The organism is Actinorugispora endophytica (assembly GCF_004363075.1).
Classification (GTDB): domain Bacteria; phylum Actinomycetota; class Actinomycetes; order Streptosporangiales; family Streptosporangiaceae; genus Actinorugispora; species Actinorugispora endophytica.
In genome coordinates this window covers 225,808-243,527 of sequence record NZ_SNYN01000004.1, presented here as the reverse complement: position 1 = coordinate 243,527, position 17,720 = coordinate 225,808, and the positions used below count along the sequence as shown (strand labels likewise).

17 protein-coding genes are annotated in these 17,720 nt (G+C 72.8%); 10 read left to right on the top strand and 7 right to left on the bottom strand.

What is annotated here, in order from left to right:
* The first annotated feature begins 59 nt into the window (after positions 1-59).
* Positions 60-989 carry an ABC transporter ATP-binding protein gene (locus EV190_RS08605; RefSeq protein WP_133740936.1) on the top strand — a complete coding sequence of 310 codons (930 nt, stop codon included), beginning with the start codon at positions 60-62 and terminating at the stop codon, positions 987-989.
* Positions 986-1,834 (top strand): hypothetical protein, encoded by an 849-nt coding sequence (locus EV190_RS08600; RefSeq protein WP_243742442.1) that lies wholly within the window; start codon positions 986-988, stop codon positions 1,832-1,834. Before EV190_RS08605 ends, EV190_RS08600 begins: the two co-directional genes overlap by 4 nt.
* Before the next feature lie 57 nt (positions 1,835-1,891).
* On the opposite strand, the gene EV190_RS08595 is transcribed toward EV190_RS08600, so the two are convergent.
* Positions 1,892-3,043, bottom strand: coding sequence for an ABC transporter substrate-binding protein (locus EV190_RS08595; RefSeq protein WP_208113111.1), 1,152 nt, complete (start codon positions 3,041-3,043; stop codon positions 1,892-1,894).
* 386 nt (positions 3,044-3,429) lie between these two features.
* Between EV190_RS08595 and EV190_RS08590 the strand changes: the two genes are divergently transcribed.
* From EV190_RS08590 to EV190_RS08575, 4 genes are read left to right on the top strand one after another with little or no spacing between them, the layout of a single operon-like run.
* Complete coding sequence (locus EV190_RS08590) at positions 3,430-5,649, top strand: sensor histidine kinase (RefSeq protein ID WP_133740934.1); 2,220 nt, start codon at positions 3,430-3,432, stop codon at positions 5,647-5,649.
* On the top strand, positions 5,646-6,095 hold the full coding sequence (locus tag EV190_RS08585) for a roadblock/LC7 domain-containing protein (RefSeq protein WP_133740933.1): 450 nt from the start codon (positions 5,646-5,648) through the stop codon (positions 6,093-6,095). The genes EV190_RS08590 and EV190_RS08585 overlap by 4 nt, the downstream gene beginning before the upstream one ends.
* Positions 6,095-6,463: a DUF742 domain-containing protein gene (locus EV190_RS08580; RefSeq protein ID WP_133740932.1), complete on the top strand. Its 369-nt coding sequence runs from the start codon at positions 6,095-6,097 to the stop codon at positions 6,461-6,463. Before EV190_RS08585 ends, EV190_RS08580 begins: the two co-directional genes overlap by 1 nt.
* Before the next feature lie 14 nt (positions 6,464-6,477).
* Entirely contained in the window at positions 6,478-7,050 is a 573-nt protein-coding gene (locus EV190_RS08575; protein WP_133740931.1) for a GTP-binding protein, read from the top strand.
* Positions 7,051-7,292: 242 nt separating this feature from the next.
* Here EV190_RS08575 and EV190_RS08570 read toward each other — a convergent pair whose 3' ends face one another.
* The 3 genes from EV190_RS08570 to EV190_RS08560 form a co-directional block, all read right to left on the bottom strand.
* The gene (locus tag EV190_RS08570) at positions 7,293-7,688 is read right to left on the bottom strand and encodes an STAS domain-containing protein (RefSeq protein WP_133740930.1); all 396 of its coding nucleotides are present in this window, start codon (positions 7,686-7,688) and stop codon (positions 7,293-7,295) included.
* A 149-nt stretch (positions 7,689-7,837) separates the two neighbouring features.
* Positions 7,838-9,265 carry a dihydrolipoyl dehydrogenase family protein gene (locus tag EV190_RS08565; RefSeq protein ID WP_133740929.1) on the bottom strand — a complete coding sequence of 476 codons (1,428 nt, stop codon included), beginning with the start codon at positions 9,263-9,265 and terminating at the stop codon, positions 7,838-7,840.
* Positions 9,266-9,375: 110 nt separating this feature from the next.
* Positions 9,376-10,527, bottom strand: a complete 1,152-nt coding sequence (locus EV190_RS08560; protein ID WP_243742441.1) for a magnesium and cobalt transport protein CorA — start codon at positions 10,525-10,527, stop codon at positions 9,376-9,378.
* 361 nt (positions 10,528-10,888) lie between these two features.
* Between EV190_RS08560 and EV190_RS08555 the strand changes: the two genes are divergently transcribed.
* Positions 10,889-11,134, top strand: a complete 246-nt coding sequence (locus tag EV190_RS08555) for a DUF6458 family protein (RefSeq protein WP_133740928.1) — start codon at positions 10,889-10,891, stop codon at positions 11,132-11,134.
* 84 nt (positions 11,135-11,218) lie between these two features.
* On the opposite strand, the gene EV190_RS08550 is transcribed toward EV190_RS08555, so the two are convergent.
* Positions 11,219-13,021, bottom strand: a complete 1,803-nt coding sequence (locus tag EV190_RS08550; protein WP_133741008.1) for a hypothetical protein — start codon at positions 13,019-13,021, stop codon at positions 11,219-11,221.
* 96 nt (positions 13,022-13,117) lie between these two features.
* Here EV190_RS08550 and EV190_RS08545 point away from each other — a divergent pair, with 96 nt between their 5' ends.
* Entirely contained in the window at positions 13,118-13,345 is a 228-nt protein-coding gene (locus EV190_RS08545) for a hypothetical protein (protein WP_133740927.1), read from the top strand.
* A 90-nt stretch (positions 13,346-13,435) separates the two neighbouring features.
* Here EV190_RS08545 and EV190_RS08540 read toward each other — a convergent pair whose 3' ends face one another.
* Positions 13,436-14,434 (bottom strand): EamA family transporter, encoded by a 999-nt coding sequence (locus tag EV190_RS08540; protein ID WP_394345502.1) that lies wholly within the window; start codon positions 14,432-14,434, stop codon positions 13,436-13,438.
* A 72-nt stretch (positions 14,435-14,506) separates the two neighbouring features.
* On the opposite strand from EV190_RS08540, the gene EV190_RS08535 reads away from it, so the two are divergent.
* Positions 14,507-15,439: a LysR family transcriptional regulator gene (locus EV190_RS08535; RefSeq protein WP_133740926.1), complete on the top strand. Its 933-nt coding sequence runs from the start codon at positions 14,507-14,509 to the stop codon at positions 15,437-15,439.
* A 348-nt stretch (positions 15,440-15,787) separates the two neighbouring features.
* Here EV190_RS08535 and EV190_RS08530 read toward each other — a convergent pair whose 3' ends face one another.
* Positions 15,788-16,717 (bottom strand): LysR family transcriptional regulator, encoded by a 930-nt coding sequence (locus tag EV190_RS08530; RefSeq protein ID WP_133740925.1) that lies wholly within the window; start codon positions 16,715-16,717, stop codon positions 15,788-15,790.
* A 338-nt stretch (positions 16,718-17,055) separates the two neighbouring features.
* Here EV190_RS08530 and EV190_RS08525 point away from each other — a divergent pair, with 338 nt between their 5' ends.
* Complete coding sequence (locus EV190_RS08525) at positions 17,056-17,610, top strand: GNAT family N-acetyltransferase (protein WP_133740924.1); 555 nt, start codon at positions 17,056-17,058, stop codon at positions 17,608-17,610.
* The last annotated feature ends 110 nt before the right edge of the window (positions 17,611-17,720 follow it).

Below are 17,720 nucleotides of genomic sequence, written 5' to 3'. Positions count from 1 at the left end.
ATGACTCGACACTAGCATTGTGATATCACTTTTTAAAACCCCGAGCGGAAGGCGGAACGATGATCCGAGTACGCGGACTCACCAAGAGCTACGGCGGGACCCTCGCCGTGGACCGGCTCTCCTTCGACGTCGCCCCCGGCGTCGTCACGGGGTTCCTCGGTCCCAACGGCGCGGGCAAGAGCACGACCATGCGCATGATCCTGGGCCTGGACGCCCCCACCTCCGGCACGGCCACGGTGAACGGCCGCCGCTACCGCGACCTGCCCGCGCCGATCCAGGAGATCGGCGCGCTGCTGGACCCCGGGGCCGCGCACCCGGGGCGCACCGCCCGCTCCCACCTGCTCTGGCTCGCGCACGGCGGCGGGGTGCGCCCGCGCCGCGTGGACGAGGTGCTCGACCTGGTCGGCCTCTCCGCCGTCGCGGGCAGGCGGGTGGGCGGCTTCTCGCTCGGCATGCGCCAGCGCCTGGGCATCGCCGCGGCCCTGCTGGGCGACCCGCGGGTGCTGCTCCTGGACGAGCCCGTCAACGGCCTGGACCCCGAGGGCATCCTGTGGATCCGCGGCCTGATGAGGGACCTCGCGGCCCAGGGGCGCACCGTCCTCGTCTCCAGCCACCTGATGAACGAGATGCAGGCCACCGCCGACCACGTGCTCGTCATCGGACGCGGCCGGCTGATCGCGGACGTGGGCATGGCCGAGCTCACCGCGCGCGGCGACTCGGGCGAGGTGCTGGTGGCCTCCCCGCACATCGAGGCCCTGGCCTCGGCGCTGACCGGCGAGCACGCCTCCGTCAGGGCCGCCGAGAACGGGACGCTCCTGGTGGGCGGGCTGGACGCCGCGCGCATCGGCGAGATCGCCCTCGCCCGCCGCATCCCGCTGCGCGAACTCACCCCCCGGCGCACCAGCCTGGAGGCCGCCTTCATGGAGCTGACCTCCGACAGCGTCGAACACCGATCCGGACAGCACGCCACCCAGGGGAGCCCGTCATGACCACCGCCACCGCCACCGCCGCTCCCCGCGAGCGCGCCGCCCGCGCCTCCTCGTCCGCGCCCGGCCTGGGCGCGGCCCTGCGCGCGGAGTGGACCAAGCTCTGGTCACTGCGTTCGACGTACGTCGTGCTCGCGCTGTCGGTCCTGATCGGCGCGGGGATGAGCGCCCTGATCAGCCTGGCCGTGGGCGTGGGAGGCGAGGAGGAGATCCCCGCGGGCGTCGACCCGGCGGCGCAGGCCCTGGCCATGGCCCAGATCGGTCCGGACCTCGCCGTGATCGTGTTCGTCGTGCTCGCCGGGGGCTTCTCCGCCGGAGAGTACGCGACCGGCCTGATCCGCCTCACCCTCGGTGTGGGACCGCGCCGCTGGCGGCCGCTGGCGGCCAAGGCCGCGGTTCTGAGCGGCGTCGTCCTGGCGGCGGGGCTCGTGGTCGTCCTCGCGGCCTTCCTCGCCTCCCAGGCGGTCCTGGACGCGTACGGCATGGCGACGGTGGGCCTGGGCGACGACGGGGTGCTGCGCAAGGTCCTGCTCCAGGCCGCGACCCTGCCGGTCTTCCCGCTGACGGCCCTGGCCCTGGGCTTCCTGCTGCGCGGCACCGCCGCCGCGATCACCACCGCCATCGCGGTGATGTGGCTCCCGGCGATCATCGGCGCGCTGCTCCCGGACTGGGTCCGGGAGAACGTCGTGCGCTACACGCCGGGGACCGCGGTGGGCAACGTCGTGGGGACGACGGCCGCCGCCTCGCCCACGCACATGGACCCCTGGCCCGCCGCCGCGGTGGTCGCCGCCTGGCTCGCGCTGTCCCTCGGCGCCGCCCTGTGGTCCCTGTCCCGCAGAGACGCCTGACCCCGGGAGCGGGGCCCACCCGGTCGCGAGCGGGGACCGACCGGGTGGGCCCCCTCGTCAGGAGACGGCGTCCGCCCAGTTCTCGGCCAGGTACCTGTCGGCGGCGGCGCGCTGCCCGCCGGTCAGCGCGACGGGCTCGCCCTCGGCCTCGGGCAGCGCCGCGAGCGCCTCGGCGTCGATGGTCCCCGCGGCCTCCATCGCGCGGGCGCGGGCCGGGCGGGCGAAGCCGTCGAGGTAGATCCCCTGCCCCTCGTCGGAGAACACGAACTCCTGCCACAGCCGGGCCGCCGCCGGGTGCGGGGCGTCCTTGTCGATCGCCTGATGGCAGTAGGAGCTGACGACCGCGCCCTCGGGGACGACCACCCGCCAGTCGACCTCGCCCTCCAGTTCCGCGGCCTGCCGGGCGTTGGCGTGGTCCCAGTCGATGACAACGGGGGTCTCGCCGGAGGCGATGGTCGCCGGGGTCGGGTCCACGGGCAGGAGGTTCCCGGCGTCGTCGAGCTCGGCGAAGAAGTCCACGCCGGGCTCGACGTCGTCGGCGCCGCCGCCGTTGCCCAGCGCCGCCATCACCACGCCCGAGAAAGCGGCCCCGGCCCGCGTCGGGTCGCCGTTGAGGGCGACCTTGCCCCGGTAGTCCCCGCCGAGCAGGTCCCCGACACCGGTGGGCGCGGGCACCTCGCCGGCGTCGTAGCCGATGGACATGAAGCCGGTGTAGCCGCCGACGTACCTGCCGTCAGGATGCTTGATGTCGTCGGCGATGTCGTCCCAGGTCTCCACCCTGTAGGCGGCGAAGCGCTCGTCGGCGTCGGCCGGCGCGACGGCCTGGCCGAGGTCGAAGACGTCCGGGGCGCGGTCGGCCCCGGCGTCCTGCCCGACGGCGTCGCTCCCCTCCTGACCGGAGTCGTCCGGCGAGGCCGGATTCACCTTGATGTCGTACTTGTCCTCGAAGGCGGAGATCATCTCGCCGTAGTCGACCCGGTCGGGCTGCGGCGTGACGACGTTGAGCTCGCCCTCGGCCTGGGCCGCCTCGATGAGCGCGTCCATGCCGCCCAGGACCTCGGCGGAGGTCGCGGTCGCGGCGTCGCCGCGGTCCGCGTCGACCCCCGGGGGCGCGGGGGGAGCCCCGCACGCGGCGGGCAGGAGGAGGCCGCCGAGCACGGCGGCGAAGGCCGCGCGGCGGCGGTCAGGGTGTTCGGGTCGGTTTCGCACGGCGCTCACCACTCCATCGTTCCGCGCAGCCGGAGACCGCGGCCCCTCCCCGGCCAGAAGTCCACACCGGAACAGAACCACTGACCGCCGCCGGTTTCCCTCACCACCACCGACCATGATCGCGTTTTGGCAACAGCTTGGGGAACCCGGAACGACCGGCGGAACGAAAACGACATCCGACGAGGAAAGCCCCCAAATCGCAGCCGGGAAGTCGCCCGTGTCACACGAAGTAGTGACGCACCTCCCTTTCCGGACTTGCCATATCGGCCCAGGAGCGGTTAGCTCAGGAAACTCAGGCGGACACCAGCCGTTCTGGGAGGACGCACCGGCCGCACCCGCGCGTCCTCCACCCCCATCCCCCCGCGCCTGACACATAGAGCGAGTCCATGACCAAAGAGCAGCGCCACTCCATTCGCGCGCGCCTCCTGGCGCTGGCACTCATCCCGAGCAGCGCCCTGCTCGCCCTGTGGATCGCCATCACCAGCGTGCTGGGGAACGACATCCTGGTCCTGCGCCAGGGCGCCTCCTTCACCGAGGACGTCGGCGTCCCGGTCCTGGAGATCATCTCCGACCTGCAGGCGGAGCGACGCTCCACGATGGAGTACATCGCGGACGACGACGACCCCGCCGCGCGCTCGGAGATGGAGCGGTCCCGCGCCCGGACCGACGTGACGGCCGGGGCGTTCACCGCCCGGTTCGGCGAGGCCGAGCTGTCCGACCTGCCCCGGCAGACGCGCGACCGCGTCGAGCGGTTCACCACGACGCTGGAGATCCTGCCGCTGCACCGCGCCTCGCTGGACTCCGCCATCCCCATCCGCTCCGGCGGGGCGGCCGCCTACGACGAGGCCGTGGAGGCCGGGCTGCGGCTGTGGGACGTGCAGGAGAAGCTGGTCGCCCCCGACCAGGCCCACCAGGCGCGCAGCCTCACCTCCCTGTTCCGGGCGCGCGAGCTCCTGGCGCAGGAGGACGCGCTGCTGGCCTACTCCACGGTCGCGGGCGCCTTCTCCATCACCGACCACATCGACTTCACCCACGCGGTCGGCGCCCAGCGCTACCTCTACGACCAGATCGCGCCCGAGCTCGGCGACGCCGAGCTCGCGGTCTACGAGGAGGCCACCGAGTCCACGTTCTTCCGCACCGTGCGGGCGATGGAGAACGACGTGGTCAGCAGCGGCGCCACCGACACCGGGATCCCCATCGACGGCGACGCGTGGGAGGCCGCCAAGGAGTCCCTGGACCTGGCCTTCCAGGAGGTCGAGGAGAACCGCACCGCCGCGATCCTCGACCAGAGCCGGGCCTCGGTCACCGAACTGAGGCTCGGCGTCACCGCGATCAGCGCCCTCGCGCTGGCCGTGGTGGTGGGCTCCATGGTGTTCACCTCGCGGGTGGTGCGCGGACTCGACCGGCGCCTGGGCGCGCTGCGCGAGGCCACCCTGGACTACGCGCACACCCGGCTGCCGTCGGTCACCGCGCGGCTGCGGGCGGGTGAACGGGTGGACGTCGACACCGCCGCGCCGCCGATCCCGGTGAGCGTGCGCGACGAGATCGGCCAGGTCGCCGAGGCGTTCAACATCGCCCAGCGGGCCGCCGTGGACTCGGCCGCGCAGGAGGCCCGGCTGCGCGAGGGCGTGCGCAACGTCTTCCGCAACATCGCGCGGCGCGCCCAGACCCTCGTGCACCGCCAGCTCAGCCTGCTGGACACCCTGGAGCAGTCCGAGACCGATCCCGCCGCGCTGGAGTCGTTGTTCCGGATCGACCACCTCAGCACGCAGATGCGGCGCAACGCCGAGAACCTGATGCTGCTGACCGACGACCGTCCGGCCCGGCGGGCCGGCGAGCCGCTGACCCTGGCCCACGCGGTCCGCGCGGCCTCCAGCGAGATCGAGGACTACTCCCGCGTCAAGCTGCTGCCGATGCCCGACACGCGGATCACCGGCCAGGCCTCCGGGGACACCGTCCGGCTGCTCGCCGAGCTCCTGGAGAACGCCACCGCCTTCTCGGCGCCCACCACCACGGTGACGGTCCGCGGGGAGGCCCTGGCGCACGGCCACTACTCCCTGGAGATCGAGGACCGGGGCCTGGGCATGCCCGCGGAGAACTACGCCGAGGCCAACGAACTGCTGACGGGCTCCTCACCCCGGTTCAGCCTCGCCGACATGCGCGAGGACTCCCAGCTCGGCCTGATCGTGGTCGCCACCATCGCCCGGCGGCACGGGTTCACGGTGACGCTGCGCCCCTCCCCCTACAACGGGACGCAGGCGATCGTGGTGCTCCCCCCTGAGGCTGTCAGCACCGAACCCGTGCCCGCTGTCGCGCCCGCCCCCGCGGTCCGGGCCGAGCTGGAGGCTCCCGTCCCCGCCGAACCCGCCCCGAGCCACACCGCTCCCGCCGGACCCGCGTCGACCTACAAGGGCCTGCCGCGCCGCAGGCGCTCGCGCGGACAGGGCCGCCCCGAACCGGTGTCCCCCGCGCCGCCCCCGCCGGAACCGGCCGCCTCCGACCGGCCTCTGGAGGAGATCCGGCACATGATGAGCGCCTTCCAGCAGGGCAGCAGACACGGACGAGCCGAAGACAGTAGCGACCACGAGAACACGGAGGCCCGATGACAGAGCCGACGACCACTTCCCAGTCCGCCTCCTCCGAGCTGGACTGGCTGCTGACCGACCTGGTGGCCCGGGTCGCGGGCGCGCGCGAGGCCGTACTGCTGTCCGCGGACGGACTGCTGCTGTCGGCCTCCAAGGGGATGGACCGCGACCGCGCCGAGCGCGTCAGCGCGATCGCCTCGGGCTTCTCCAGCCTGGCCCGCGGCGCGAGCCGCCAACTGGGCGCCTCCCAGGTCCGCCAGACCGTGGTGGAGATGGACAACGTCTTCCTGTTCGTGCTCGCCGCCGGGCACGGCGCCTGCCTGAGTCTGGTGGCCGACGCCACCTGCGACGTCGGCCTGGTGGCCTACGAGATCAACCGGCTGGTCCGCCAGGTGGGCCCGCACCTGTCCGCGCTGCCCCGGCACAGGCGCCCGATGGTGCGCGAGCGGCCCGCCGAAGGCGCCTGATGGCGGTACCCGGTGACGGCCATCCCGACGGCGGCGGCCGCCTCATCCGCCCCTACTCGCTCACCGGCGGCCGCACCCGCCCCTCCCGCTCCGACCTCGCCATGACCTCCCAGGTCGTCGCGGTCCCCATGATGGAGTCCGACAGCGAACTGGAACCCGAGCACCACTCGATCCTGCGCTCGTGCGCGGCCCCGGTGTCGGTCGCGGAACTGGCCTCCCGCACTCGCCTGCCGTTGGGGGTCCTGCGTATCCTGCTGTCCGACCTCCTCGACAACGGGCATGTCATGGTGCACGAATCACTGTGGCAACGGCAGCGGCCGGACGTCCAGACCCTGCGCTCGGTCATCGACCGCATCCGTGCGCTCTGAAAGGAGACCCCTTCATGTCCGACACGGCCGGGACCGTTCCCGACGCGTTGAAGATCCTGGTGGCCGGTGGGTTCGGCGCCGGGAAGACCACGCTGGTGGCGGCGCTGAGCGAGGTGGAGTCGCTGCACACCGAGGAACTGATCACCGCCGAGAGCATCGGAGTGGACGACCTCGACGGGGTCGAGTCCAAGACGACCACCACCGTCGCCCTCGACTTCGGCCGGATCACCCTGGACGCGCGCACCGTCATCTACATGTTCGGCACGCCCGGCCAGCGTCGCTTCTCCTTCATGTGGGACGAACTGGCCGAGGGCGCCCTGGGAGCGATCGTCCTGGCCGACACCCGCAGGCTCGAGGACTGCTTCGAGACCATCGACTTCTTCGAACGCCGCGGGGTTCCCTTCATCGTCGCGGTGAACTGCTTCGACGGGATCCGCTCGCACATGCCCGGTGACGTCCGGATCGCCCTGGACGTGGACTCCGGCGTCCCGGTGATGCTGTGCGACGCCCGCGACCGCGAGTCGGTCAAGCGGGTGATGATCGAGCTGGTCTCCCACGTCCTGGAACTGGAGCTGTCGGGAGCCTAGCGTTTTCCCGCTGATCGTGGCCTTTCCGGGGGCTCGGACGCGTCCGAGCCCCCGGAAAGGCCACGATCAGCGGGAGGAACGGACGCGGGACGCTGGGGAAGCTCCAGCGCGGGGGTGATTCGCGCACCGGTGGTTTTTGACGGTCGTGGGCTTTCTGCCCGTTTCAGGGCCGGTAAGGGCGGAAAGCCCACGATCATCCCGGGTGGGGGCGGTACAAGGACCACCCCCGCTCCGGAGACTCCCTAGTCCGCTCCGGAGACCCCCGTGAAGGGGCCCTCCTCGTAACGCTGGCGGCCGGTGTGGACCAGGGCGGTCTCCACGATCGGATAGATCTCGAAGGTCTGCCCCATGTCGAGCGCGTCGAGGATGCGGGCCGCCGGAGACGAGGGCTCGGCCAGCACCATGTGCCGCCCCTCCCTGGTCAGGATGCGGTAGCACTCCATCAGCGCGCGCACGCCGCTGAGATCGATGAACCCGACCCTGGAGAGGTCCACCACCAGGCAGCCGCACTCGGGGCGGTCGGTGGCCTGCAGGAGCCCCGCGCACAGCCGGGCGGCGTTGGCGATGTCGATCTCACCGCGCACGGCGAAGACCACGGCCTCACGGCACGGGAAGGACTCCCGGCTCTGTCCGGACACGCCGCCACACCTCCCTCTCGACAACGCTCGGATACGCACCGTGCATTCGCGATCGTATCGACCGCGCTCCCGTCATACGGCGAAAAACTGTGAAAACACAGTGTTGTCCACAGGAAATTCCGCCGGGGCCCCGTCGGATGTCCCTTGGCTCAGCGGCCGTACGCCTCCAGCAGCCGCAACCACACCTCACTCACCGTGGGGAAGGCCGGAACCGCGTGCCACAGCCGCTCCAGGGGCACCTCCCCCACAACGGCGACGGTGGCGGCGTGGACCAGCTCGCCCACCCCCGGACCGACCAGGGTGCATCCCACCACCACCCGCCGGTCCTCGTCGACGACCATCTTGGCGCGCCCGGCGTACCCCGGGGCGAACAGGCCCGCGCCCGCGACCCACCCGAGGTCGTACTCGACCGCGCGCACCCGCAGTCCCGCCTCCCGCGCGGCCTCCTCGGTCCGGCCCACCGCCGCGACCTCGGGCTCGGTGAAGACGACCTGCGGCACGGCGTGGTGGTCGGCGGTGGCGGCCCAGCGCGACCACGGCTCGGGGGCGGCCTCCCCGCCCCGCGCCCGCGCCGCGATCGCGTCGCCCACCGCCCGGCCCTGGTACTTGCCCATGTGCGTGACGTTGGCGCGGCCGTTGACGTCGCCGACGGCGTACAGCCAGCCCTCCTCGACCCCGCGCACCCGGCAGCTGTCGTCCACGTCGGCCAGCGCCGCCGCGTCCAGGCCGACGGTCTCCAGCCCCAGCCCGTCGGTGGCGGGGCGCCGACCGGTGGCGACGAGGACCTCCGCGGCGGTGACCCGGTGCTCGCCGGAGCCGTCCCTGAAACGCACGGTGCGCCCGTCCGCCCCGCCCGCGACCTCGACCACGTCGGCGCCGGTGCGCACCTCGACCCCCGCCGCGCGCAGCGCCTCCGCCACCCGCTCCCCCGCGAACGGCTCGTTCCCGGACAGCAGGCGGCCGCCCCGCGCCAGCATGTGCACGCGCGCGCCCAGCGAGTGCCACGCCCAGGCGAGTTCGCAGGCCACGACCCCGCCGCCGATCACGACGAGGCTCTCGGGGACCTCCTTCGCGGCGGTGCCCTCCCGGGAGGTCCAGAACCCGGCCTCCGCCAGGCCCGGTACGCCGGGGACGAACGGCACCGACCCGGTGCACACCGCGACGGCGTGCCGGGCGGTGAGCTCACTCGTTCCCCCGTCGGGCCCCGTCACCTCGACCCCGCGCGGCCCCGCCAGGCGCGCGCGGCCGCGCACCAGGGAGACCCCCGCCCCGCTCAGCCACTCCGCCTGCCCGGCGTCGTCGAAGCCCGACACGACCTCGTCGCGGCGCGCCAGCACCGCGGCCGCGTCGAGCGAGCCGGTCACGGCCTCGGCGGCCCCGGGCACGGCGCGCGCCTGGGCCAGCACCGCGGCCGGACGCAGCAGGGCCTTGCTGGGCATGCACGCCCAGTACGAGCACTCGCCGCCGACCCGTTCGGCCTCCACCAGCGCGACGCTCAGCCCCCCGCTCACCGCCCGGTCCGCCACGTTCTCGCCGGTGGGTCCACCGCCCACGACCACCAGATCGTACTCAGCCATCGTCGCCTCCAGAATCGTCTCCGCCCGCGCCCCGGTCCCCCGACCCTATGCCGCGAAACCGCCCTCCGGCCTGGTTCTCGGGGCCGCGCGGGCCCCTCGGAGGGCCTTCCTCAGAGCCAGCCGCGGCGCCTGAAGATCGTGTACAGCACCACGCTGACCGCGAACATCAGGGCGACCGCCATGGGGTAGCCGTACTTCCAGTGGGTCTCGGGCATGATGTCGAAGTTCATCCCGTAGACGCCGCCGACCACGGTGGGCGCGAACAGGATCGCCGCCCACGAGGAGATCTTCTTGACCTCCTCGCTCTGCGCGTAGCTGGCCTCGGTGAGGAGCCGCATCTCCTCGTTCTGCGCCTGGCTGACCAGGGTGGCGTTGACCGCGAGGATGGAGCCGAGCATCTGGCGGAAGGCGTCGACGCGCTCGGCGACGGTGGTCGCGTGGTCGGCGACGTCGCGCAGGTAGCGCTGGAGCTCCTCGCTGGTGCCGTACTTCTCGAACCCGGCCTCCAGCGCGGCCAGGATGTCCAGCAGCGGCCGGGCCGCCCGCTGGAACTCGATGACCTCCCGGGACAGCTCGTAGATGCGCCTGGACACCTGGGGGTCGCGGTTGAAGACCTGCGTCTCGATCTCGTCGATGTCGTTCTGCAGGCCCCCCACGACCGGGGCGTAGCCGTCCACCACGGCGTCCAGGACCGCGTACAGCACCGCCTCGGGGCCCAGCCGCAGCAGGTCGGGGTCGCCCTCCAGGCGTCGGCGCACACCCCCCAGGTCGGGGGCCTGGCCGTGCCGGACGGTCAGCACGAAGTCCTGGCCCGCGAACAGGTGGATCTCCCCGAAGCGCACCTCCTCGACGTCGTCCAGGTAGCGCGCGGCTCGCAGCACCACGAACAGGGTGTCGTCGTAGCGCTCCAGCTTGGGCCGCTGGTGGGCGACGATGGCGTCCTCCACGGCCAGCTCGTGCAGACCGAACTCGTCGGCGACCGCCAGCAGCTGCGTCTCGGACGGCTGGAACAGCCCGATCCAGGCCATGGCGCCGGGCCGGTCCGGCACGGCGGGGCGCAGCTCGGCGATCCCGGGTCTTCCGGGCTCGCGGCGGCCGTCCACGTAGACGCCCGCGTCGATGACGCTGTCCTCCATCGGCGGCGAGACGTCCTCGTCCGCGCGGGGGTCCATGGAGTACTCGGGCGCGTCGGTGTGCCGGTCGGCGGCGGGGGCGGTGGGGCGGAGGCTAGGCAGCCACGAGCGCATACGGCGGTGCGACATGGGAGCTCCCAGGGCGAGTTCGTTGTTCGTAGGCGGCCCCGCGGAGAACGCGCACGTCCGGCCGCGGCCGTCGGGGGCGCGCTCCGCGGGAGGGCGCGGGGACGCTGGACAGGGGCCTCGGGCGTGTCCGGAGGAGCCGTTCCCGGCCCGCGCCTCCGGGCGGCGCTCGGCTACCCGGGAAGTCCTTCCGCGACGCGCCCTAGGGCGTACTAGGAGGTTGGCCCATGGTCGGCCTCACCTCCCGCGTCCGTGGTCGTCGATCTCGCACTACGGCCCCAACCCTAGTACGGGAAGGGCGTTGTTTGGACGGCCTCGTAATCGGTAGTGGTCCCGACACGCCGAGACGTGAAGGGACCCCCACATGGGTATAGCCGGAAGTCTGCTGTTCATCGCCCTTGGAGCGGTACTGGCGTTCGCCATCCGGATCGAGAGCGTCGGAGCGCTCGACATCCACATGATCGGCTGGATCCTGATGGTGATCGGGCTGGTCGCCCTGGCTCTGCAGTTCGTGTCCTGGCGCCCCCGCCGCCCCACGCTGGCCCCCGACCTCCCGCCCGAGGAGGGCGACCGCGGCCCGCGCTTCCGCGACGCGGGCCCCCCGCCCTGACCCGTCTCCCCGCTGGGTGTGCTCGGGGCCCCGACCGTCGTCGGGGCCCCGAGCACACCCAGCGGGGGGCCGGGCGCGGGCCGCTCAGCGGCGCAGCAGGTCCCGGATGTTCACGACCAGCAGCAGGACCACGATCAGGCCCAGTGGGACCAGGATGGTGATCCGCCAGTTCGCCAGGAACGCCACGATCACCGCGGCCACCACTCCGACCACCACGACGACGACCGCCAGGGCGGTGAGGAAGGGCATCAGCTTGCGCCGGGCGAAGGCGTCGAAGGCCGCGAACACCACCACCATCCCGACCACCGCGGGCAGCGCCAGGCCGCCGCGCAGGGTCAGCAGGATCGCCCCCAGCGCGATGATCAGCAGCGGCGTGCTCAGCGCCGCCCACACGTGCAGGAAGCGGGTGGTGCGCTGCTGCCCCGAGGCGTACGGCAGGTGCGGCGACTTCAGGTGCGCCTGGGGCGCGCGCATCAGCGGCTCCCCGCTCTCCAGCGCGGAGCGGTGGATGTCGCGCTCGTCCACCATGGACGTGCGCTCGCGGTAGAGGGCGGCGAGGTCGTTCTCCGCCTCGGCGATCCTGGCGCGGTAGTCCTTCGCGCGCGCCTCGGTGTGCGCGTGGCGGCTCAGCACGATCTCGGCCGAGGCCATGCGCCGAAGCCTGTCGCGGCCCGCCAGGATCGCGGTGTCGGCCTCGGCGATCCTGGTGTCCAGCTCGTCCAGGTGCGCGAGCAGCTCCCCGCGGGCGGCCGCCGGGTGCGGCGACACCTTGTGCAGCCCCACCCACCACAGGGGGTCCGCCCAGGAGCGGCGGACGGTTCCGTCCCGCTCGTAGCGGGGTCCGCTGGGCGCGCGCTCCCCGTCGAACCAGTCGCGGGTGTCGCGCCCCCACAGCCCGCGGTACCCCCGCAGCCAGGGCGTCTCGTCGTCGATGACGACCGCGTTCCACTCGCGCTCCCCGCCCGGTCCCACGCGCACGCCGTCGCCGCGCGCGTAGTCCACGAACGGGACCCCGATGCCGTGCCGGACCAGGGGGCTGGAGGAGGGGAGCAGCCGGGCGGTGAACCGGTGCCACGCGCGCAGGGCCCCGCGCAGGAAGGCGGGGTCCACCTGGATCAGGTAGTCGCCGGGCAGCATCTGGTGCGAGTGCGACCCGGCCCCGACGAAGACGACCGGGTGGTCGCCGTCGCGGCTCAGGTCGGCGTCGTCCCAGCGGCGGCGCAGGTCGTCGCCCAGGTACTCGTGGGAGGAGGCGCCCACCCAGACCGGGCGGTACCCGCCCTCGGGGGTCTGCACCAGGTAGACGGTGACCTTCTCCCAGTCCGCCTCGTGGTCGTTGACGCCGCCGTAGACCGAGCGCCAGTCGTTCATCGCGTAGAAGAACCAGTACTGCAGGACGGTGTAGCCGCCCTCGCGCACGACCCTGCCGTAGTAGGTGGCGTCGCCGGTGTCCAGGCGGTCGCGGTACCGGGTGGCGGCAGCGGCGGCCAGCCCCCCGGGCACGGCGCCCCGGATCAGCAGCGACAGCTTCATCAGCACGTCCAGGACCCGGCCGAACACCCCGACCGCGGCCAGGCGGCCGCTCTTGGGGATGACCAGGCGGGTGGTGCGGCGGAAGCGGCGCGCCTCCGCGCGCAGTGACGCCTTCTGCACGAACCGCAGGTGCTGGTACTGGCCGGGCCACTCGGCGGAGGCCCCCGCGAGGCGTTCGAGGGTGAGCTCGCCCGCGGGGACGACCTCGCTCTCCCCGCCCCCCGGAAGGTCCAGCCAGAGGCTGCAGCAGCGCAGGTACGCCTCGACATCGGTGGGGAAGAAGAGTTCGCCCTTGGTGTACATCAGAACCGGCTCGAAAGCGCGCAGAAGTTCCAGATCAGTTTTAGCGCCCATGATTGGGCCCGACATTAACGGATAGAACAGACGCTCCGAGACCGGCGCGCCCGCTCCCGCTGTCGTCGGGGCCGGTCTGGGCGTAGATTCTCGGGCATGGAGCCGGAGCGGATCAGCACCCTTGCCGAGGCCGCGGGCGGGGAGTCCCCGCTCGCGGCGCTCGACGCGACCGCGCGGCTGCGCGCCGAGCTGGAGCGCGTGGAGGCGGTGCAGGTGCGGCGCGCCCGCGTACAGGGCGCGACCTGGGCGGAGATCGCCGCGGCGCTGGGCGTCAGCAAGCAGGCGGCGCACAAGAAGTACGGGGGCCGCCGCAGGGAGGACTGACGGCCGCTCCCGGATACGCGGGGAGCGCCGAACCGCCGTATCGTCGGCGTTCGGCGCTCGAAACGGACGCGCCCGCGGCTGTTGTGATGATCACACGGGGACCGCGTCCCGCCGCCACCGCGCCTCCTCCTGGTCCCTCCCCGCCTCGGGGGCCCGCGCGTCGGCGTCGCCGCCCGGCCGGGGCGGGTCGACCCGCCGGCCCGCGGCGTCGCCGCGCGCCGACCCGATCCCCGCGGCGACCACCAGCGCCATGCCCGCCAGCTGGACCGGCGCCGGCGTCTGGGCGATGACGAGCACCCCCATGAGCAGGCTGATCGCCGGTTCCACGCTGGCGAAGGTACTAAAGGCGGTGCGGCTCATCCGCTGCAGGACCACCATCTCCAGCAGCAGCGGCAGCAGCGGGTACAGCAGCGCGATCACCAGGGTGGCGGCCAGGACGGCCGCCAGGGCGCGGCCGTCCCGGGCCGCGACGACGCCCGGCAGGCCGAGCGGCGTGGTGACGACCGCCGCCACCGTCATGGCCAGGGCCAGGCCGTGCACCGCCGTGAAGCTGGAGCCGACCCTCTGGGCGAGCGTGATGTACAGCGTCACGCAGGCGGCCCCGGCCAGCGCGAAGCCCGCCCCGACCAGGTCGGCCTCGCCCGTCCACGGCCGGGTCAGGCACAGCACCCCGGCGACCGCGACGGCGATCCAGGCGAGTTCGCGGCGACGGCGCATGGCCAGTACGGCCACGGCCAGCGGGCCGAGGAACTCGATCGCGGTGGCCGTCCCCAGGTCGATCCGGGCCGCGGCCTCGGAGTAGGCGACCATCATCCCGGCGCTGACCGCGCCCAGCAGCGCCACCGCGCCCAGCTCGCGCCGCCGCGCCGCGCGCACGGCCCGCCACAGGGGGCGGCCGCCCAGGGCGAGCAGGACGAGCGCGGCCCACGACAGGCGCAGCCAGGTGACGCCCCCGGGGCCCACCGAGTCGAACAGCCGGACGGCGAAGGCGCTGCCCGCCTGGAGCACGACCATGCCGAAGAGCAGCAGGACCGGCGCGGGCACCCGCGTTCGGGCACGCTGAAACAGGGAGTGGGGAGAGATGATCACCCGACCAATGTGCGTCCCGCCGTCTGTTGCTGTCCAGGCACTGTTGGCGTACGAAACGTGTAGTTTTGGCGGATGGATTTGACACGCCTTCGGCTGCTGGTCGAGCTGGAGCGCCTGGGGACGATGGGCGCGGTCTCGGAGGCTACCGGGATGGGCACTTCGGCGATCTCCAAACACCTGGCCGTGCTGGAGAGGGAGGCCGGGGTGCGGCTGCTCACCCCCTCGGGGCGCCGGGTGCGGCTGACCCCCGCCGGGCACCGCCTGGCCGAGCACGCGGTGGGCATCCTGGCCAGGGTGGAGGCGGCCCAGGCCGAGATGGCGGGCGAGGGGCCTCCGGCCGGCCGGGTCGACCTGGTGACGTTCATCAGCATGGCCGTCCCCGTCGTGCTGCCCACGCTGACCCGGCTGCGCCGGGAGCATCCGGGCATCGAGGTGCGCCTGATCGAGCACGAACCCGACCAGGCGCTGGAACTACTGCGCGGCGGCGGCGCGGACCTGGGACTGGTCTACGAGTACAGCCTGGTCCCCCGCCAGGTCCCCGAGGACATCACGCTGCACCGGATCGGCTCCGAACCGCTGCTGCTGGTCCAGTCCTCCGAGAACGCCACGGGGCGCCGGACGATGACCCGCGAACGGCTGCGGGGCCTCTCGGACGCCTTCTGGATCGCCAACTCGCGCGGCAGCGACGAGGACGAGCTCGTGCGCCGCATGTGCGCCACGGCGGGGTTCCGGCCGCTCATCCGGCACCGCATCGACAATCTGGAGGCGGTCAGCGCGCTCGCGGCCGCGGGGTGGGGGGTCGGCCTGCTGCCCAAGCTCGCGGCCACGCCCCGGCGGCGCGGCGTGACCCACACCCCGCTGGGCGACCTGGCCGGGGTGCGCCGGATCTACCTGGCCGCCCGGACCGGCGCCTGGGCCTGGCGCCCCCTGCGCACCCTCGCGGACTCCCTGCGCCGCACCGCCCGCGGCGTCCTCGACCCGCCGGACGCCGACGACGCCCTGTGACCCGTGGCATCCCCCGCCGGGCAATGTCCGTTGCGTGAGGGTTCCGTTGACGGTCGTGGGCTTTCTGCCCGTTTCGGGGCCGGGAAGGGCGGAAAGCCCACGATCATTCCGAGCGGGGCGGAACCGGCCCTCGAATGTCCGGTGATCTTGCCGTTTCCCCCCGAAATCAAGGTTCTCGGGGGAAACAGCAAGATCACCAACGGAAACCACGCGAAACGGACGTCGTGGGCGCGGCCCCGACCCGCCCCCGCCGTCGCCGCCCGCCGTGACCCCGCGATCCGCGTGGCGCGAGGCCGAAAGGCCCACCCGAAGCACCGATGCCCGGGACACCCCCGCGCCGGGGCTTCCCTAGACGCCGAGGATCAGGTTCCCGGTCGAGGGGACCGGGACCTTGCTGGCGGCCTGGCGCATGGCGGTGAGCAGCGGTTCGGGGGTGGCGCCGCTGCGGGTGAGCGCGACGATGTGCCTCTGGGGGCCGCCGCGCACCGCGCGCACCACCACGTTGCGCGCGGTCAGCCCGCTCCAGGCCAGCCGCGGCATGAGCGCGATACCCAGGTCCGCCATGACCAGGGAGAAGACCGCGCTGAACTCGTCCACGGTGTGTACGACGCGTGGCTGGAACCCGGCCTGGTTGCAGACCGCCGCGACGCAGTCGAACCAGGCGGTTCCGGGGGCGGACATGATCCAGTCCGCGTCGATGAGGTCGCGCGCCAGGTCGAGTTCGGCCCGCGCGGCGAGCGGGTGCCCGTAGGGCAGCACCGCGTCCAGCGGCTCGACCATGATCGGGTGCATCTGGTAGCCGGGGGTGCCCGTGGGGGGCAGGTGCACCGACGACATGGTCACGGCGATGTCGAGCCCTCCCGTGCGCAGCATCTCCGTGCTCTCCTCGGGCTCGGCCTGCACGATCGAGAAGCGCCAGCCCGGCTGGGTCCGGCGCAGGGCGGCGACCGCCGGGGCGATCAGGTCGGAGATCCCGGTGGCGAAGGAGCCGACCTTGGCTACCCCGATCTCCCCCTGGGAGTACCGGACGAGGTCGGCCTCCGCGCGCTCCATCTCCGCGAAGATCGCCTCGGCGTGGTCCAGCAGCACCCGGGCCGCGCCGGTGAGCAGGAACCTGCGACCGCTCCGCTCGACCAGCGCGACCCCCGTGTCCCTGGCCAGTGCGGCCAACTGCTGGGAGATCGCCGACGGGGTCACCTGCAACGCCTCGGCGGTGGCCGCCACGGTGTGGTGCTCGTCGAGCGCCTGCAACAACTGCAACCGCCGCACATCAATCATGGGATCACCCTAAGTGAGAAAAATGAGTCGCAAGAGCGAAAAAACACGACAAAACGACAACCCCGGCGTGATTCATTGCACTCACCGTGCACCCCGCCCCGAAAACCGGACCGGAGGGCCGGGCCGCGCCACGGTGACACACCCATCCCGCCACATCGGGCGGGTTAAATTCTTCAAAATTTTCTTAATCGGCACGAGCCCCTTCCTTTTCCCCGAATTGCCGCGCAGTCCGCCCGTTTGCGGGAAGTAGGCTCACAGCACAGCTCAGTACCTGTAGTGGTCTGAACCAGTACGACTGGGTGGTACGCGCCATACGGTGGGGAACAGGTGAGAAAAAGATGCAAACTTCGTTGGATACCAAACCTCGCGTCGAGATTTCGGGCGTGCTGCGCTTCCGATACCTGAGCCCTTTCGAGGTGGAGGAACTGGCAGAGCTCTGGGGCGCGCTGCACCGGCATCACACGATGATCGCGTCTCACCTCGACGACCTCATCAGCTCGGTGGGCGTGGACGAGTCGTGGCGGCGGCGTCGGCAGCGGTACCTGGAGTGGATGTCCGACCCGGACACGATCGCCCTGGTCGCCGAGAACGACGGGGAGGACGCCGGATACGCGATGGTGACCGTCCGCGCGGACCACCAGGGGTCGTGGGACCGCGGCGAGCGGGTCGCGGTCGTGCAGACGCTTTCGGTGCACCCGGACTACTCGGTCTCGCAGGTCGGCGGGGGCCTGCTCGACGAGGTCCGCCGCCAGCTCGGCGCGATCGGGGTCCGCGACATGGAGCTGCCCGCGGTGGCGGGCAACGCCGAGGCCATCCGCTTCTACGAGGAGCAGGGCTTCCGCCCGTTCGTGACCACCATGGTGTCGCGCATCGGAGCGGGCCCGCACGACTGACGGACCGAGAGGCGAACGCCGGTGGGCCGGGGACGGATCGTCCCCGGCCCACCGGCGTTCGCGCGGCCGCCGCGCGCCCGCCGGCCACACGGCGGCTCCCCCGCCGGCGG

Excerpts from the sequence above, each read along its gene's own strand:
- EV190_RS08605 (WP_133740936.1), top strand. The coding sequence starts at position 60 with ATGATCCGAGTACGCGGACTCACCAAGAGCTACGGCGGGACCCTCGCC.
- EV190_RS08585 (WP_133740933.1), top strand. The coding sequence starts at position 5,646 with ATGACAGAGCCGACGACCACTTCCCAGTCCGCCTCCTCCGAGCTGGAC.
- EV190_RS08555 (WP_133740928.1), top strand. The coding sequence starts at position 10,889 with ATGGGTATAGCCGGAAGTCTGCTGTTCATCGCCCTTGGAGCGGTACTG.
- EV190_RS08590 (WP_133740934.1), top strand. The coding sequence starts at position 3,430 with ATGACCAAAGAGCAGCGCCACTCCATTCGCGCGCGCCTCCTGGCGCTG.
- EV190_RS08535 (WP_133740926.1), top strand. The coding sequence starts at position 14,507 with ATGGATTTGACACGCCTTCGGCTGCTGGTCGAGCTGGAGCGCCTGGGG.
- EV190_RS08525 (WP_133740924.1), top strand. The coding sequence starts at position 17,056 with ATGCAAACTTCGTTGGATACCAAACCTCGCGTCGAGATTTCGGGCGTG.
- EV190_RS08550 (WP_133741008.1), bottom strand. The coding sequence starts at position 13,021 with ATGGGCGCTAAAACTGATCTGGAACTTCTGCGCGCTTTCGAGCCGGTT.
- EV190_RS08565 (WP_133740929.1), bottom strand. The coding sequence starts at position 9,265 with ATGGCTGAGTACGATCTGGTGGTCGTGGGCGGTGGACCCACCGGCGAG.
- EV190_RS08530 (WP_133740925.1), bottom strand. The coding sequence starts at position 16,717 with ATGATTGATGTGCGGCGGTTGCAGTTGTTGCAGGCGCTCGACGAGCAC.
- EV190_RS08580 (WP_133740932.1), top strand. The coding sequence starts at position 6,095 with ATGGCGGTACCCGGTGACGGCCATCCCGACGGCGGCGGCCGCCTCATC.
- EV190_RS08600 (WP_243742442.1), top strand. The coding sequence starts at position 986 with ATGACCACCGCCACCGCCACCGCCGCTCCCCGCGAGCGCGCCGCCCGC.
- EV190_RS08560 (WP_243742441.1), bottom strand. The coding sequence starts at position 10,527 with ATGTCGCACCGCCGTATGCGCTCGTGGCTGCCTAGCCTCCGCCCCACC.
- EV190_RS08545 (WP_133740927.1), top strand. The coding sequence starts at position 13,118 with ATGGAGCCGGAGCGGATCAGCACCCTTGCCGAGGCCGCGGGCGGGGAG.
- EV190_RS08575 (WP_133740931.1), top strand. The coding sequence starts at position 6,478 with ATGTCCGACACGGCCGGGACCGTTCCCGACGCGTTGAAGATCCTGGTG.